The following is a 14,842-nucleotide window of genomic DNA, read 5'->3' as shown; positions in this document are numbered from 1 at the left end:
TACCTTTACAGGTTTTCGGTATCCGGCCTGATCGGAAATCCGAGGAAGCCCTGGATCTCTGTGCGTTCCGGCCGGGTGATTCCCCCATCCCCTTTCCGTTGTGATCCGACGCGCGCATGGCTCGAATGTGATGGCTTCGCCTGAGTGCCCTTCTTCACGCGAGGTGATGTCATGGCGGCATTCGTAGCGACGTGCCGCTCCACCTGCACGGCCTTTTCTTCCCTGGCAGCGCGCTGCATCGCGTATCGCAACGTTCCAGCGCTGATTTCAACACCGTCCTGGGCGATCTGCTGGACGATTTCTTCCTGCGTGTAGCCGTTTCTCTGTGCATCGATAATTTGAGGCTGCATGGACCTCATTGCGTCGCGGACATCGACGCGGTGCTCATGCGCGGGCTTTTCCGGCAGTGCATCGAGACGGCGCGCTGCGGCGTCCCATTGCGCCTGGGTAAAGCTTTTCGCCGTCGGCATGATTGGCTCCTGCACACTCCTTCCATGCCATCTTGCAAAGGGGACTGGCACGCGTCAATACGTGGAAACAGGCTCGAACCGGCGTGATGGAATGTTCTGGATTGAATAGGACTTCTCTGGAATAAAAAACTTTTTTTGCGCCGTCGCGCGCGCGCAACGTACCGGGATTTGCGCGTCGATCAATACGAGTGCATCGGCCTTCAGTTCGAATGATCAGAGGCTCTGCGTTGACAACGGGCCGCACATGAAATCCGTCACTCGCCAATTTGCGTCGAATGATCGCTGGAATTGATGTGACGTGTCGGTCCGATGTCATTCCTGCGGGACCGTGCGGAAATGTCTTTGTTCAATTTGCGCGAGCGTCTGCATTCTGGCACGCGGATTCAATACGACTTTTGAATTTTTCTGTGCGGAGCACGGCAGTCCATGCTCATCCACGTTGCGTCATCCGTCACCTTCGCGATGCCGGTCAATCATCTATTTGCGTGGTGGGGGAAGACCCACTCACGCGATACGATATTTTTTCTGCCGGGCCAGTTCGTTTTGCTGCGTGGACGAGTAGATTTTTTTTGCAGCAGGTGGTCATTTTTTTGCGCGACCATCGGTGACCACACTCAAAGGATTTGCGGATGACAAAAGAAAGAGAATAACGACGAGGGATGGCAGGATAGGCAATCGCCGGTTTTGGGCGCCCAAGGATCAACGCTAAGTGAAGAACTCGATTAGCTGCCGACGCGATACCCTCTTTCGAAATAAAACCTTGCCAGACACGTCCTGGCCGTGGAGGTGAAATAAGCGCTTGACGATGAAAACGCAAACAGCATTCGGAGGAGCACAGTAAGCGGCTCGCGGTGGCCGTTGTAGACGGCCGCAAGTATCGGCATCAAAGTGATGTCCATCATTTTCGAAGTGGTGGACACCATTTTGTCAGAGCCAACACAGAGGCCCGGTAGCCGTAAAGGTCGCCCGAACCATAGTGCCGAATTCCGTCGTCGCCTGGCGATGGCAGTTTGCGAACCGGGGGTGTCAATCTCCAGGTTGGCCCGCAAGAACGGCTTGAACGCGAACCTCGTGTTCACCTAGCGGCGCCGATATCTGGCGGAACAGCAAGCCGAGGCGGTGCAACTCGTTCCAGTGGCAATCGTGAACGAGGTGTCATCGGTCAATGAACCTTCTGCGCTGCCAGAGTCTGAGGTCGTGAGGCCCGCTGCGCCGGCCGGGTCAATCGAGGTTCGGATCGGCCGGGCACTGGTTAAGGTCGACGGTATTGTCGACGCTGAGATGCTTCGGACAGTGTTGGGGAGCTTGCGCTCGTGATTTCTCTGCCAACGGGTACGCGTATCTGGCTTGTTGCGGGCATCACGGCCATGCGCTGCGGCTTCCAGGGCCTGGCTGCCAAGGTGCAAGGCACTCGAGGAGAATCCGCTGGGCGGCAACCTGTACATTTTTCGCGGGCGCCGCGGCGATCTCGTGAAGCTTCTGTGGGCGACCGACGACGGGCTTTGGCTGATCGCAAAGCGTCTGGAGCGAGGCCGTTTTATCTGGCCACAGGCCGATGGCGGCAAGATTCATCTGACGAGCGCACAGTTGTCGATGTCGCTCGAGGGCATCGACTGGCGACAGCCACGACGCACCGCCGCACTCTCGATGTTGTAAACCGCGAGGAAGGCTCGTAAACTGCGACGCATGCCCGATCAAGCGCCGCTGCCCGATAACGTCGCCGAGCTCGTGCCATGGTGCTCGCGCAACAGGCATCGCTGCTTGAGCACCAGGCATCGATCGCGAAGATGGTGCAGGAACTCGCCGCGCGAGATGACGAGATCGAACGCCTGAAGGCGCAGATCGACAAGCTCGAGGCGCAGCTGGAGGACCTGACGGGCGGCCGTGGTGCTGCCGAGGCGCGTAACAGCGAGACGGGACACCGAATGCGCCGGCCAGCAAATCGGCTTCGCGAGAGCCGCTCCCGCCACACCTGCCGCGCGAGGAGATCGTACTCGAGCCTGATCCGCTCTGCCCCAGATGCGCGACGAACATGCATTCGCTGGGCGAGGCGCTCGGGCTCGGCGGACCTGCGGCAGTCTGGTTCACGTACTCGTCGGACCGCAAGGGTGTTCATCCGCAAACGCATCTCGCCAACTTCGAGGGAATCCTGCAGGCGGATGCCTACGCCGGCTTGATCACCTGTATGCGAACGGCGACGTGCACGAAGCGGCGTGCTGGGATCACGCGAGGAAGTACATATACGACGTTCACGAGCGTACACCGACTCCAGATACCCGGAAACTACTCGAGATGATTGGCGAGCTCTACAGCATCGAAGCCGACATTCGCGGCAAACCACCCGATGAGCGGTTCCCTGTGCGGCAGGAAAAGAGCAAACCGCTGCTCAACACGTTCGAATCGACGATCAGGGCCAAGCTTGCGACGCTGTCGAAGAAGTCCACGCTCACGGGCGCGATCAACTACTCGCTGAACCACTGGGCGGCACTCACGTTCTACTGCGAGGACGGATGCGCCGAGATCAGCAACTACCTGTTCGTCGGCTCCGACAGCGGCGGTGAGCGTGCGGCGGCGATGTACAGTCTCATCGGTACGTGCGAACTCAACGAAATCAACCCACGTGCCTATCTCGAATACGTGCTCACTCATATTGCGGACCACAAGGTCAACCGCATCGACTAACTGCTTCCCTGGAACGTGGCCGTCAAACTGAATCCGGCCACTCCGCCCCCGCCCGCCGTTTGACCGGGCAGATCCAGATAGATCGTGTCCACGATCATGGAACGATCTCACGTGATCTACCCGGACCTCCTCACGCCCTCACATCATGCTCCACGCGCGCGCGGATCGGGGACCGGCCCTGCCGAGCCGCTTACGCTTACTTTCAAAGATGAGCAAGGTACTGCCGTCTGGATCACGCAGGTTTTTTGCGCCGGTGATTTGCACGGTATGGCTGTTGATGCGCCAGCACCGCCCAGCCTATTCGGGCGAGCTTGGTGGCCATGGCGACGATTGCGACGTTCAACGGACGCCGCTGTTTCATCTGCTCCACCCACTGCCCCGGCTCTTTGGTCCGATAGATAATCCTGCGCGTTCCATGAACCAGCAAAGTCCTCAGATATGTGTCACCTCGCCTACTGAGTCCTCACAGCCTGATATCCCGCCCAAGCCAGTCTGGCCCGGCACAAGACCCAGCCATGCAGCAAACTCGCGGCCGGATCTGAAGGCTTCGGCGTGTTCCATCGTTGCCACTGCCGGCGTCGAAGTGAGTAGCCCTACGCAACGAATTGCTGCGATCGCTTTGGCTGAGTGATCTTCCTTCATCCACTCCAGCAACCGGCGCTCGATCTGACCGACCTGCCGGTCGATCGTATCCAGGCCTCTCCACTGCTCTCGCAGCGAGTCGATCAATACCGCGGGAAGACGTCCTGACAACCTTTCCAGAACTCCGGCCATCCCCTTTTCAACCGTTGCCCTACCTCCTGCCGTATCGCCATGGTTCGTCTGCATAACATCATCCTTCGTTTGTGCGCGCATCGCTTCGTTCCTCGGAATGGACCCAAGGCTATCGTGCTCCGCCCACGAACGGCGGCGATGTTGGAATCAACTCAACGTAAGATCATGAGGCACACGACGAACTGCGGTGCGGCGGTGTCGGGCCAATCTGAAAAAGCGTCTATCGCGCATCTGGCACTTTGCGCCTTTACAAAAGTATTGACGCGTTGCAGCGCGGGCGGATAGACAGCAGCCAACTGATTTTGCACGTATTTGATTTGGCGAGCAAAGGCAAACCCACGGCTAGCTTGGGTGCGGCTAGCCGGAGAATTGACCGGAAATCAAAGTCACCCCGGTTAGCCTTTGTCCCATGTCTCGATCAGTACCGCACACGGCGACCGATCAATGACCTCCCCGCTCGTCGACGGGTTCGCCCAGCGGCGTAGCCGCGACAAATGGTGATGTCCCATCACAATGACCTCCGCGGTCAGCAGCCGGGCTTGTTCGATGACGACGTCGGCCGGAGAATTTCCCGCGCAGAGGTGCTGTTCCACGGTGAGATTCCGGTCGGCAAGCTGGGCGGCTGCTGCAGTCAGAACGGCTTGTGCGAAAGATGTCTGCGCCCGTGCAGGCGGATAATTCAGGCGATCGGGTGCGGTGCCACTTTCGCTACCGGGAGGCAAAAAGTAGGATGGGTCGACAACGCAAAGAAGGTGTACGGTTGCCCTGCCTGGAGCCGCCACGCGGCTGGCCAGGTCGACGACGCGGACACTCTGGGCTGTGCCGTCCAGCGGAACGAGGAGGATATTGAACATGGCTAGAGATACCCTTTGAAGATACGATTGACATGCTGGGTGCCATCGCCGCCTGGAAGCGTGTCGGGCCAGTAGTTCCTGACATCCTCAAACTGGTTCGGCCAACGGCAGAACTCCTGCAAGATGCCGGTCTTCCTGAGGCGTGCCTCCGCGACAAGCGCGATAACCTGCGGCTGCCGACCAAGCGCGCCATGCGAAGCTTGGAGCAGCATGGAAAGCTCGTTCTCCGGGCCACGAACTCCGTAAAAGGCGTTGTGATACACGGAAGCGCGGTCGCGCCGATACGGCCGATGAACCTTCGCCCGCACGCGTGCCCGTAAGAAGACCCCCGAAAACCTCGTGAGGGAGACGGTCATTGGGTTCTTCCACAGCATCGACCCATCCTCGTCCACAAGCGAGCCGGCACCAGGAGCGATCGCTTTCGCGGCAGGTCAGTGCAAGCCGTAGGTTTTATGATTCTGCACCGATGCGCTCCGATGGCTGAATGAAGTTCAGGCTCGGTCGCAACCCGGAGTCATGCGTTCACCTGGACACGCTGTGCGCGCCAATCCGGCGGTTGAGTTCAACGACGAGAAACTATGGTCGCCGCGCCTCGATGAGGGGATTCACACGCTCGGTGAATCGCTCTTTTTTCCCGCTGTGTGTGCTCGATCGCGATCAATCGATGCGCGCGGCGCCAACCCTTAGCAACCTCAACTGCCAAAAAACAGGTCGCAGAAACTCGCCGGACCCACACAGGCATTAGGGTCCCTGGCCGGAGCCAAAGCCCGGCGCCACGGCGCGCGATTCGTATTCGCCTCGGATGTATTCGCCGCGGACGTACCCGCCTCGGCCGCCTGTTGAACATCCGCATGCGCGGGGGCAAGGGGTTCTGCGTGAACAGCGAAGCTGGCCGACAGCGAACATGCAAAAAGAACAGCAGTAAGCAATTTCATTTCGATCTCTCTAGCAAGGTGATGGAGGGGCGCCTCCCCGGGGAAACACCTAGCAGGCTGTTGAAAAGCGCCCCGTCATGACGACCGAAGCTATGTTCAGGAGACTTGCGCGTGCGATATTGCGCTGAATTAACGGTTCACCGCGCGATCTGCGCGGGGCAGGCGCACGCATGCGGCTCGTCTGGCGCGCAGTCTTCGCGCATTGGCGGCTCATCGCGTCGCTCCTCGCGGCACCATCCCTGGCATTCGGGCCATGCGGGTCAGATTGCTCGCAACCATCGTCAGCTTGAAGTGCTGGTCGACGCGCTTGAGGCCGCGATAGACCGTCTGCCGGATCCGCCCGATGGTTTTGCCCCAGCCGAAATGCTCTTCGATTCGTTTGCGGATGATCTGGCTAGTCCGGTAGCCCGCATGCCGCGAAGTGCGACCGTCGATGGCGCTGCCGCCCCAACGCTCATCGTTGCGCGCGACATGCGGTGTCACGTTGCGAGCGCGGCAATCGTTCACGAAGTCACGGGTGTCATACGCCTTGTCGGCGCCAACTGTCTTCGCATGAGTACCTGGCACGCAATCGAGCAATTGCAATGCGCTGGCCCGCTCGGCAAAACCATCTGCGTGACTAACCACGGCGCCGACCACCAGCCCCGAGCGATTCTCCATCAGGATGTGCCCGTGGTAGCACAGGATGGCCGGGCTCTTGTGGCTCTTCTTGAACAATCGCGCCTCCGGATCAGTAGTCGACTCGTGCGTGGCATTGCTACGTCGCTCGCCTTTCCAGTCGGTGTCGGCGTTGCGGCCACCGCCGGCTGGCGGACCATCGTCCGGGCCGTCCTTGCGGCGGAAGCTTTTGTGACTGGCCCACGCCTGAATCAGCGTGCCGTCCACCGAGAAATGCTCTCTCGACAGCAAGCCCCGCTTGTCCGCCAGGCTCATGACTTCGGTGAAGAACGCTTCCACGACTTCATGCTCCAGAAGCCGGTCGCGGTTCTTCGAGAACACCGAGTGGTCCCACACGGCGTCCTCAATCGCCAGCCCGACAAACCAGCGGAACAGCAGGTTGTAGCGCATCTGCTCCATCAGCATGCGCTCGCTGCGTACGGAGTAGAACACCTGCAACAGCAGCGCCCGCATCAGCTTCTCAGGCGCAATCGAGGCACGACCGGTGTCCGCGTAGATGACGCTGAACAGCCCGTTGAGCCGTTTCAACGCATCATTCACCAGCAACCGGATCGGTCGCAACGGGTGATCTGCCGGGACGAAGTCCTCGAGCTTGACCGTCGTGAACAGGGGTTCCTGCATCTCGTCCATTCCGCGCATCGCATCCGCTGCCAAAGATCATGAACACGATATCCATAACGCCCGTCCTTCAAACCCCGTTTACACGGGATCCAAATTCAACAGCCTGCTAGGCAGATTAATCACCTTCAATAGCCAAGAGAATCCCATAGCCTCGGGAATGATCCTTCCATTCCATGGGAGTATCGAGAAGCTGGCTTACGGGACGTCGTCAACGAGTGGTGGCAAATATCGCAATGAGGCGTCGCTGCGATACCACCTCCTCAAATACGCCCACACTATTGCGGGCATCTCCTCTCCCAGTTAGGGCTGCGGGCGTCCATTTCGCAAATACGGCGCGAGTGGGGGGGCATCAACACGCCATCACGAAATCATCTCGAGATCTTTGGTCCGCACGGCCGGTCGCGGCACGCGCATTACATCAATAACTGTCGACCTGGCAGGAGCCCGAAAGAACTCAGTGCAGAAGTCGACGAACATCCTGATCCGTGCCGAGATCAGTTCCCGATGAGCATAGAAAAGGCATATTTCAATGCTGCTTTCCGATGCCGTACATTCCGGCAGGACGTGCACGAGATCTCCCCTATCAATGTCGTCGCGAACCATGGTTTCAGGCAGCGTGGCAATGCCGGTACCTTCGAGCGCTGCCGCGCGAAGCAGCAGCTGGTCACCTTCCATCGACGACATGGGCAAAACGCTCACCTTCCGGACACCCTCATAGAGATCGATGAACTCCGCATTTTTCTTTCTCGTTTCCGGATCGATCAGTAAAAAATGATTGGCGACCTGCGCAGCGGATTCCGGTGCGCCATATTGCTCGAGATAGGCCGGAGCGGCGACGAGAATGCGAGGCGAGTGCGCTAGCGTCCGGCGAATTACGGTGGACTGCTCGACCAGCTGAGGCGGAAGAATGGCGATATCGAAACGGCCATCGAACAGGTTCGCGGGGTGATCCTGAACGGAAACCATCAGATTCACATGAGGCGCGATGGCTCGATAGCGCCGCACCAACCGTGGGAACACCCCGTTCACCAGCATGGGGTGCACGACAAGGCTCAATTTTCCGCCATTGACCTCGTGCTCCATCGCAATGCGCCGGTTAGCCTCGTCGAGCTCTTCGAGCAAACGGCAACAAATCAGATAGTACGAGTGTGCTGCGTCTGTCAAGGAAACGGACCTCGTGGTCCTGAGCAGGACTCTCGTCTGGACGCATTCTTCAAGCCTGGCGATCGCTTTTGAAACAGACCCGGTGGTCACATTCAACGATTCGGCGGCCTTGCTGAAACTCTGATACCTCGCAGCAGCGACGAATGCACGCAACATGTAAAGCTGGTCCATCTCGCACCTCGCAAATTTCGCTCTGGTCGACGATTCAAGCGTAATCGCGTAAGCCGCGCGGCGGTATCGTCCAATATGATGTGACGCCTGATGCAGGCGCGTGCGCGTCTAATACATCCGGATGGCCTGAACCAGCGGCCGGCATAGCGGCAGATCCCTCAGGCCAGATAGCGCCCAATTTCAGAGCGTTCGGCCACGTCATTGCGTTAGCAGTTCACTAACCCGTGCGAGAAGTCCCGCGTCATCCACAGGCTTCGAGAAGAAGCCTGCGGCGCCGTTACGATTTGCGCGCTCCAGCACTTCCGGGGTCGTGTACGCGGTAATGAAAATGACGGGGATAGGACGCTTCCACAGCTTGATCGACTCGAGTAGCGCAAAACCATCCATGCCTGGCATCTGGATATCGGCGACGACGAGTTTCAGTTTGGAGCGGCGCGTATCGCCCAGAAGATGATGCGCGGACGCGTAGTCGATGACGTTCCAGTTCGCCGAACGCAGCGAACTGGACAGTGCCATCCTGACGGACTCATCGTCGTCCACAAGGCCGATCATTGCAGACGAAAGCGCTGGTTTTATCTGGGGTCCGGTGGCCATCGAAATGATGCAGAAAGATTGAATCTTTCTGCAAAATACAAGCCGGCCGATTGAGCAGCAATCACACCTTCGAATGATTCTTGTGCCAGTCCGTATTAGCTGGGGGAGATCCGCGCGCTGACGCAGGCAGCCACCGCGCAACGAATGGGCAAATGCTTATCTGGCGCTCTGAGGAGCCTGCACTTGCTGCAACTTCTTGATGAGCTCGGCGACAGAGCGCGCATTGAGCTTGTGCATGGCCTGCGCCCGATGGATCTTGACCGTGACCTCGCTGAGACACAGGCGGTCGGCAATCTGTTTGTTCAACAGACCCTCCGCAACCATCCCGATCACCTCGCGCTCGCGGGAGGTCAGTGAATCGTAGGCTTGACGAATGCCCGCAACGAGCTTCGCCTGGCGCCGCAGTTCGCCATCGCGCTTGAGCGCCGCAGCGATCGTATCGAGCAGATCCTGATCCTTGAATGGCTTTGTCATAAAATCGAAAGCACCGGCTTTCATCGCCTTGACGGTCATGCCGATATCGCCGTGTCCCGTCAGAAAGACGATGGGAAATCGAATGCTCTCTTTAAAAGCTTCCTGCTGAAGCGTGAGACCGCTCTCGCCTCGCAATCGAATGTCGAGAATGAGACAGCTCGGCACATCCGGCATCTTCTCGGCGAGAAATTCGTCAGCCGATGCGAACGCTCGAACCTCGATGCCCACCGACCTCAGCAGACTGGTGAGCGCGCCTCGGATAGACTCATCGTCGTCGATCACGTACACGAGCGAGTCTGGTAGTTGTTCACTTCGCGTCCCAACGCTATCGTGTGTCATCGCTCGATCTTCGAAATGTTCGTGACGGCGTAAAGCTGCCGATGCTCGCCTTATGGTAAGCAATATCGAGACTTATCGCTACCGCTTGCAAACTGTGAGCATTGCTTTCCTTTGAAGCAGGCGCCCCCATAAATCATACTCGTCAACCCGGCTCCTTATGGCACACCACGCCTGAGAGCTTCACGGGTCATACCGGCGTATGAGGGACCGCATGCCGGCAAGATACAGCTTCAGCCATTCGGAGAATGGTCAGGGTGGCGCTGCACGCCTAACCTATATTACGAACGGGTCATCGCGCTGTCGGCATCGTCGGTCAGAGTGGGTGCGCAAAATGAAAGTCGCTCTTGTAGTGCATGATGGTGTTCAGGCGATGGACGTGGCAGGCGTGCTCGACGTGTTCGCCGAAGCGAATCGTTTACTCAGCGAGCCACGTCGGTATCAGGTGTCCCTCGTCGGAGAGCACGCAGGCGCGGTGGCCTGTTCGAACGCAATGCAACTGTGCGTGCCGTGGGCTTACGCGGACTTTCGCGCAAACCTCGATCTTCTGCTGGTGACAGGCGCCTTTCACGCAACTCACGTCCGGCCGAAGCAGGATTTTCTGGACTGGCTGCGGCGACGCGCACTCGAATCGAAGCGATACGGCTGCGTTTGCAACGGCGCATGGCTGCTGGGGCGCGCAGGTCTGCTCGATGGCAAGGAGATCGTTGCGAATTGGGCCGACGCGAGCCAGATGGCCGGCGAATTCCCGCGCGCCCGGATACGTCCCGACAAGAATCTGATCCGCGACGGACGCCTGATTTCATCTGGCGGCGCGACTGCCGGACTCGACCTTGGCCTCTCTCTCGTCTCGCAAGACTGGGGCCAGACGCTCGCCGAACAGGTGGCAAGGCGTCTTGGCGCCAAACTGCACAGCGAGTCCTGCGAACGCAATCCTTGCATTGCCACGCCAGGCGATGAAAGCACGATTATCAGAAGAGTACAACGCCATATCGACGACCATCTGTCCGATGTACTTTCGATAGAGCAACTCGCCGGCGCGGTCCATGTAAGCCGGCGCACGCTATCCAGGATCTTCGCGAAGCATCTCCACACGACCCCTTCTGCATTCGTGGATCAGGTCCGTGTCGGTGCGGCGAAGAAGCTCCTGGAGGAACGCAACATTCCGATGAAAACCGTCGCGTTCGATTGTGGCTTTTTGTTTCAAAGGCTCCTCGAGCTCACCCCCCGGCAATACCGCCAACAGTGCCACCCGACCGAGGTCGCCGCCTGAGTGATCGCCGCGTGCGCAGCGTCGTCAGCCCGCCGCGATTTGTTCTCATGACGCAAGACTCTTTGTCCATGGTGTGTGTTCGCATGAGCAACCGATGCGCCTACAGTGCTCCTTCACCGGATCCGTCGATTCGAACGGCCGTCCGGCCGACTTACCCTTACTGCGAGATACACAATGAGCACTTCCAGGATCGTCATCGTCACCGGGGCATCGCAAGGCATCGGCGCGGAAACCGTCGAGGCCTTCCGCGCGCAGGGCCATCGCGTGGTCGCCACGGCCCGTGGCCTGTTTGCAACACCCGCAAGGTACTCGTCCATCGTCTTTAGCAGGGCTGGCCATTCACCTCCCCCCGCCACGATCGCGTGCGCATCGAACACCATTCTCAGTGGCTTTACATCCCTCGCCGGATGGCGTCGGAATAGTGCTGGACGAGTTCGACGATTTCGACGCTATTGTTCGTTGCAGTCCGCTCCTTATTGATTTCCGCCCGGTCCGCAATTCGAAACGGGCTGTGCAATCGCTTGCGCAGCCCGTTTCGAACAACCCAGGATCAAACGCGATCAGGCAACCAGCCGCTCGATCTGGTTGAATCTTTCTTCGAGGGCGTTGACGCTCGCGTAGCCCGAATTCACGGCGTACATCCGACCTTGCTCTTCAAGCAGCAAGGTCGGAAACGACGCGACCCCAAGCGCCCGCGCGCGCGCGAAATCGCGCTGCGTCTCTTCTATCGCTTCTGCCCCTGCCCATGCCAGGTAGAACGAGTCGGCATTCACCTGAACGCCTACGGCCGCCAGCGCCGTCGCTGCGATATCGCTCAACACGCGAGCGTCGGTCGTATCCAACCCCTGCACATAGAAGCCATTCTGAAACGCGCGAAACACCGAAAGCAAAGCATCGCCACTGACGAACCGGCGCGCCGCCACAACGGCACGGCAAACCGGCTCGGTATCGTAGACGAACCCCTCGCGCGCCATGAACGCTTCGCGGTTGAACGGCAAGCCGCTCAGCGCTTCCACGCGTTGCCAGTGCTGCAGCCGGAAACGCTTGCCGGCTGCATCGAGAACATCGGTCGCGCCCGCGCGAATGCCGCCGACCACGATTTCCAGTTTCAGATCCGACACGCGCGCGACGAGCGCTGAGAGTTCCTTGCCAAAGCCATAGCACCACGAACACATCGGATCGCCGACATAGATTAGTTTCATTCTTGCTCGCCCAAATGAAGAGACAACGCGGGGCCCGCAGGACCCCATGCCCCGCATCGCTCCCAGCCATCGCAATGACTATAGGGTTGCGGTCTGACTCGATAAACGCAGTAGCCAGAACTTCTTTTGTTACATGGCGGAAAGACGCAATGCGGCTCACGAGCGAGCCCGCGCGCTTGTACCGGGCTGGAACATGTCCGAAGCCGGTTGATCACCTGCGCGCGTGCCCCCGGACTGGTCGCGGTCCCTCGATGGAATGAAACTTTTCCACCACGAACCGCGGCTGAATGCGATATGCGCAACGTGGCGCGCTCGCGGCGCAAATGCCTGAGGGCGGCCGCCGGCGACGCGATCGTCGACAATCGCGGCACGCGGCACCTTCCGCAGATCAGGATCATCGGGACCGAATCGCCATTGCAATCGGCAATCGGCAATCGGTGTCACGGCATGGGTCGCGCCGGGACCCGACGTCACCATGAACGCGCCGACCTTTCCACTCGCGCCGGCGTGCCCGCAGCGATGAAACCGGCGGTCGGTTCGTTGGCGGGTACGACGAGGGTGATCCGACGCTCGGGCTCATCGGCGTGGCAGTTCGTTAAACGGAACACCGCGGCTGACCGTCGGTTGCCCCTACCATTCGGCAATGCCTACGTCCAAGTCCTCGTCGTAGAACGCCACGAGAAACTCTTCTGGCATCAACCACGAATCGACGCTCACGGTTTGTGCGCCAACATCGACATCGACCTTCGCATCGGCATCCACGGACTTCATCGCATGCACGATCGTCGGAAGATCGTCGTTGCGGATCTCAGTTTTCATCGCGAACTTCATTTTCCACCTCTCTGTATGGGGAACCAGTCTGGACAACTATAGGATCAACGTCCACTGCCACCAATCAGGGCCGCCTCAATTCACTCTTTACACGGCGTAATCAAAGCCCCGTCAATCCGGTGCATGCGGGGCAAGCGCCGCGGCCGTTGAAGCTGCGCGCGTTTCTCGACTTCATGTCGCGGCGCCTCGAGGCGCGCATGTCCACCGCTTGAATTCCCCGCGTTATTGCGCGCGAGTATCAACTGTTGTTCATCGCAGGCGGTTTCTGTCAGCGTCGTTCGTGCGTAATCTTGGCTCGCAATAGGGAAAACGCAAGGCGAAACGCAATGGATATGTCAGCAATCACCGCCATCAAGGCTTCCGCGCCCATCGAACCCGCGCTTTCGGAGCAGCCCGCGTGGCGCCGGGTGTTTCGCGAGGGGGCACTCACGGTCGGACTCATCCTGCCGCTCGAAACGCATCCGGACTCGCCTTTCCCGACCATGCGCGATCATGTCGCCATGGCGCAGCGCGCCGAGTCGATGGGTGTTGCCGCGCTGTGGATGCGCGACATCCCGTTCTACGACCCCGCGTATGGCGACGCCGGGCAGATTTTCGAACCGCTGGTGTATATCGCCAGCCTTGCGGCAGTGACGAGCGAGGTCGCGCTCGGCACGACCGGCATCGTCTTGCCGATGCGCGACCCGCTCTTGCTTGCCAAGCAGGTGAATTCGCTCGACCAGTTGACGAATGGAAGGCTGCTGTTAGGCATGTCGTCGGGAGATCGGCCCTCCGAGTATCCTGTTTTCGGCATCGACTTCGATACGCGCGGCGAGCGGTTTCGCGACGCCTTCCAGACCTACCGCACGGTCGGCGAGCAACCCTTTCCTGTGTTCTCCTCACTCCGCTTCGGCAAATCGGATGGCACGCTCGACATGCTGCCCAAGCCGCAGTACGGACGCATCCCGGCGATTGCGGTTGGACGGGCGCAGCAGAGTCTCGAATGGATCGCGGCGCATATGGACGGTTACCTCGGCTTCGTGCCCCGCCCCGACGCGCTCGATGCATTCGTGCGCGGCTGGAACGAGCACGTCGCTCACTCGATGGGCCGCGAAGCCTTCAAGCCGATTGCGTTTGGCGGCTACCTCTATCTGCACCCAAGGCCTGACTACCCGTTCCGCACCATCAGGGGCGGATTCGTCATCGGCAGCCGCTCGCTCAGATACTTTCTCGAGCAGGCACGAGAAGCGGGCGTCAGCCACGTCGCGCTGAATCCGAAAGTCACGCCGCGCCCGTATGCCGACGTATTGGACGAATTGCACAGCGAAGTACTGCCGTACTTTATCCCGGAGGTTTCTCATGCAACACGCGAACATACGTGAAGCGCTGCATGCGCACTGGCAAGCGTCGGCGGCCGGCGATCTCGAAGCCGAACATGACATCTACGCCGACGACGCCATCTGCGACTATCCCCAATCGGGCGAACGCATCCATGGGCGCAGGAATTTGCAGGCCTTACGCGGACATCACCCCGACAGGCCGTCCGGTTTCAAGGTCAGACGAATGCAGGGAGAAGGCAATCTCTGGGTGACCGAGTACACCATCACATACCAGGGGCGATCTGCTTTCACCGTGAGCATCATGAAGTTCCATGACGGCAAGGTCGTGCACGAAACTCAATATTTTTCGGATCCCTTTGAGGCGCCCGGTTGGCGCAGCCAATGGGTTCAGAAGATCACACCCACTTAGCCGATAACCAACTTGGCTTTAGCCCCTGGACGCCTTCCAATGGCCCAGGGGTGCA

At 59.4% G+C, this 14,842-nt stretch carries 17 protein-coding genes and 2 pseudogenes; 8 read left to right on the top strand and 11 right to left on the bottom strand.

The window, feature by feature from the left end:
- Positions 1 to 5: 5 nt before the first annotated feature.
- Entirely contained in the window at positions 6 to 470 is a 465-nt protein-coding gene (locus G5S42_RS05195) for a hypothetical protein (RefSeq protein WP_176105822.1), read from the bottom strand.
- Positions 471 to 1,361: 891 nt separating this feature from the next.
- On the opposite strand from G5S42_RS05195, the gene G5S42_RS45110 reads away from it, so the two are divergent.
- Both G5S42_RS45110 and tnpB read left to right on the top strand, forming a co-directional pair.
- Positions 1,362 to 1,553 carry a transposase gene (locus tag G5S42_RS45110; RefSeq protein ID WP_281374982.1) on the top strand — a complete coding sequence of 64 codons (192 nt, stop codon included), beginning with the start codon at positions 1,362 to 1,364 and terminating at the stop codon, positions 1,551 to 1,553.
- Between the two features lie 264 nt (positions 1,554 to 1,817).
- Positions 1,818 to 2,126 carry an IS66 family insertion sequence element accessory protein TnpB gene (tnpB, locus tag G5S42_RS05185; protein WP_368614379.1) on the top strand — a complete coding sequence of 103 codons (309 nt, stop codon included), beginning with the start codon at positions 1,818 to 1,820 and terminating at the stop codon, positions 2,124 to 2,126.
- Between the two features lie 38 nt (positions 2,127 to 2,164).
- On the opposite strand, the gene G5S42_RS46160 is transcribed toward tnpB, so the two are convergent.
- On the bottom strand, positions 2,165 to 2,392 hold the full coding sequence (locus tag G5S42_RS46160) for a hypothetical protein (protein ID WP_512882028.1): 228 nt from the start codon (positions 2,390 to 2,392) through the stop codon (positions 2,165 to 2,167).
- Positions 2,393 to 2,502: 110 nt separating this feature from the next.
- Here G5S42_RS46160 and G5S42_RS46155 point away from each other — a divergent pair.
- Positions 2,503 to 2,939: pseudogene (locus tag G5S42_RS46155) on the top strand (IS66 family transposase); the annotation flags it as partial.
- 105 nt (positions 2,940 to 3,044) lie between these two features.
- Positions 3,045 to 3,152, top strand: a complete 108-nt coding sequence (locus G5S42_RS46150) for a transposase domain-containing protein (protein WP_512884382.1) — start codon at positions 3,045 to 3,047, stop codon at positions 3,150 to 3,152.
- A gap of 432 nt (positions 3,153 to 3,584) precedes the next feature.
- Here the strand turns inward: G5S42_RS46150 and G5S42_RS05175 are convergent, their stop codons facing one another.
- The 7 genes from G5S42_RS05175 to G5S42_RS05145 form a co-directional block, all read right to left on the bottom strand.
- Positions 3,585 to 4,007: a transposase gene (locus G5S42_RS05175; RefSeq protein WP_246391813.1), complete on the bottom strand. Its 423-nt coding sequence runs from the start codon at positions 4,005 to 4,007 to the stop codon at positions 3,585 to 3,587.
- A gap of 314 nt (positions 4,008 to 4,321) precedes the next feature.
- On the bottom strand, positions 4,322 to 4,780 hold the full coding sequence (locus tag G5S42_RS05170; protein ID WP_176105821.1) for a universal stress protein: 459 nt from the start codon (positions 4,778 to 4,780) through the stop codon (positions 4,322 to 4,324).
- Positions 4,781 to 4,782: 2 nt separating this feature from the next.
- Positions 4,783 to 5,154 (bottom strand): hypothetical protein, encoded by a 372-nt coding sequence (locus tag G5S42_RS05165; RefSeq protein ID WP_176105820.1) that lies wholly within the window; start codon positions 5,152 to 5,154, stop codon positions 4,783 to 4,785.
- Positions 5,155 to 5,925: 771 nt separating this feature from the next.
- Positions 5,926 to 7,032: an IS5 family transposase gene (locus G5S42_RS05160; RefSeq protein ID WP_376776852.1), complete on the bottom strand. Its 1,107-nt coding sequence runs from the start codon at positions 7,030 to 7,032 to the stop codon at positions 5,926 to 5,928.
- A 342-nt stretch (positions 7,033 to 7,374) separates the two neighbouring features.
- Complete coding sequence (locus G5S42_RS05155; protein ID WP_176105819.1) at positions 7,375 to 8,349, bottom strand: LysR family transcriptional regulator; 975 nt, start codon at positions 8,347 to 8,349, stop codon at positions 7,375 to 7,377.
- 198 nt (positions 8,350 to 8,547) lie between these two features.
- Positions 8,548 to 8,943 carry a response regulator transcription factor gene (locus tag G5S42_RS05150; protein ID WP_176105818.1) on the bottom strand — a complete coding sequence of 132 codons (396 nt, stop codon included), beginning with the start codon at positions 8,941 to 8,943 and terminating at the stop codon, positions 8,548 to 8,550.
- 156 nt (positions 8,944 to 9,099) lie between these two features.
- Complete coding sequence (locus G5S42_RS05145; RefSeq protein WP_176105817.1) at positions 9,100 to 9,756, bottom strand: response regulator transcription factor; 657 nt, start codon at positions 9,754 to 9,756, stop codon at positions 9,100 to 9,102.
- A 331-nt stretch (positions 9,757 to 10,087) separates the two neighbouring features.
- Between G5S42_RS05145 and G5S42_RS05140 the strand changes: the two genes are divergently transcribed.
- Both G5S42_RS05140 and G5S42_RS05135 read left to right on the top strand, forming a co-directional pair.
- Entirely contained in the window at positions 10,088 to 11,026 is a 939-nt protein-coding gene (locus G5S42_RS05140; RefSeq protein ID WP_176105816.1) for a GlxA family transcriptional regulator, read from the top strand.
- 120 nt (positions 11,027 to 11,146) lie between these two features.
- A pseudogene (locus tag G5S42_RS05135) lies at positions 11,147 to 11,314 on the top strand (SDR family NAD(P)-dependent oxidoreductase); the annotation flags it as partial.
- Between the two features lie 272 nt (positions 11,315 to 11,586).
- On the opposite strand, the gene G5S42_RS05130 reads toward G5S42_RS05135, so the two are convergent.
- Positions 11,587 to 12,228 carry a DsbA family protein gene (locus G5S42_RS05130; RefSeq protein WP_176105815.1) on the bottom strand — a complete coding sequence of 214 codons (642 nt, stop codon included), beginning with the start codon at positions 12,226 to 12,228 and terminating at the stop codon, positions 11,587 to 11,589.
- Positions 12,229 to 12,858: 630 nt separating this feature from the next.
- Complete coding sequence (locus tag G5S42_RS05125; protein WP_176105814.1) at positions 12,859 to 13,059, bottom strand: copper chaperone; 201 nt, start codon at positions 13,057 to 13,059, stop codon at positions 12,859 to 12,861.
- 326 nt (positions 13,060 to 13,385) lie between these two features.
- Between G5S42_RS05125 and G5S42_RS05120 the strand changes: the two genes are divergently transcribed.
- Both G5S42_RS05120 and G5S42_RS05115 read left to right on the top strand, forming a co-directional pair.
- A complete protein-coding gene (locus G5S42_RS05120) occupies positions 13,386 to 14,420 on the top strand; it encodes an LLM class oxidoreductase (RefSeq protein ID WP_376776863.1) in 1,035 nt (344 codons plus the stop codon).
- Complete coding sequence (locus tag G5S42_RS05115; RefSeq protein ID WP_176105813.1) at positions 14,398 to 14,787, top strand: nuclear transport factor 2 family protein; 390 nt, start codon at positions 14,398 to 14,400, stop codon at positions 14,785 to 14,787. The genes G5S42_RS05120 and G5S42_RS05115 overlap by 23 nt, the downstream gene beginning before the upstream one ends.
- Positions 14,788 to 14,842 lie beyond the last annotated feature (55 nt).

Source organism: Paraburkholderia youngii (assembly GCF_013366925.1).
GTDB lineage: Bacteria > Pseudomonadota > Gammaproteobacteria > Burkholderiales > Burkholderiaceae > Paraburkholderia > Paraburkholderia youngii.
Note: the sequence above shows the minus strand (reverse complement) of the source record. Positions and strands in the feature narration are given on the sequence as shown.

Bases quoted from the DNA above. Each gene is read 5' to 3' on its own strand.
- G5S42_RS05115 (WP_176105813.1), top strand. From the start codon at position 14,398: ATGCAACACGCGAACATACGTGAAGCGCTGCATGCGCACTGGCAAGCG.
- G5S42_RS45110 (WP_281374982.1), top strand. From the start codon at position 1,362: ATGTCCATCATTTTCGAAGTGGTGGACACCATTTTGTCAGAGCCAACA.
- G5S42_RS05160 (WP_376776852.1), bottom strand. From the start codon at position 7,032: ATGCGCGGAATGGACGAGATGCAGGAACCCCTGTTCACGACGGTCAAG.
- G5S42_RS05130 (WP_176105815.1), bottom strand. From the start codon at position 12,228: ATGAAACTAATCTATGTCGGCGATCCGATGTGTTCGTGGTGCTATGGC.
- G5S42_RS05195 (WP_176105822.1), bottom strand. From the start codon at position 470: ATGCCGACGGCGAAAAGCTTTACCCAGGCGCAATGGGACGCCGCAGCG.
- G5S42_RS05150 (WP_176105818.1), bottom strand. From the start codon at position 8,943: ATGGCCACCGGACCCCAGATAAAACCAGCGCTTTCGTCTGCAATGATC.
- G5S42_RS05145 (WP_176105817.1), bottom strand. From the start codon at position 9,756: ATGACACACGATAGCGTTGGGACGCGAAGTGAACAACTACCAGACTCG.
- G5S42_RS46150 (WP_512884382.1), top strand. From the start codon at position 3,045: ATGTACAGTCTCATCGGTACGTGCGAACTCAACGAAATCAACCCACGT.
- G5S42_RS05170 (WP_176105821.1), bottom strand. From the start codon at position 4,780: ATGTTCAATATCCTCCTCGTTCCGCTGGACGGCACAGCCCAGAGTGTC.
- G5S42_RS05175 (WP_246391813.1), bottom strand. From the start codon at position 4,007: ATGCGCGCACAAACGAAGGATGATGTTATGCAGACGAACCATGGCGAT.
- G5S42_RS05165 (WP_176105820.1), bottom strand. From the start codon at position 5,154: ATGCTGTGGAAGAACCCAATGACCGTCTCCCTCACGAGGTTTTCGGGG.
- G5S42_RS05155 (WP_176105819.1), bottom strand. From the start codon at position 8,349: ATGGACCAGCTTTACATGTTGCGTGCATTCGTCGCTGCTGCGAGGTAT.
- G5S42_RS05140 (WP_176105816.1), top strand. From the start codon at position 10,088: ATGAAAGTCGCTCTTGTAGTGCATGATGGTGTTCAGGCGATGGACGTG.
- G5S42_RS05120 (WP_376776863.1), top strand. From the start codon at position 13,386: ATGGATATGTCAGCAATCACCGCCATCAAGGCTTCCGCGCCCATCGAA.
- G5S42_RS05125 (WP_176105814.1), bottom strand. From the start codon at position 13,059: ATGAAGTTCGCGATGAAAACTGAGATCCGCAACGACGATCTTCCGACG.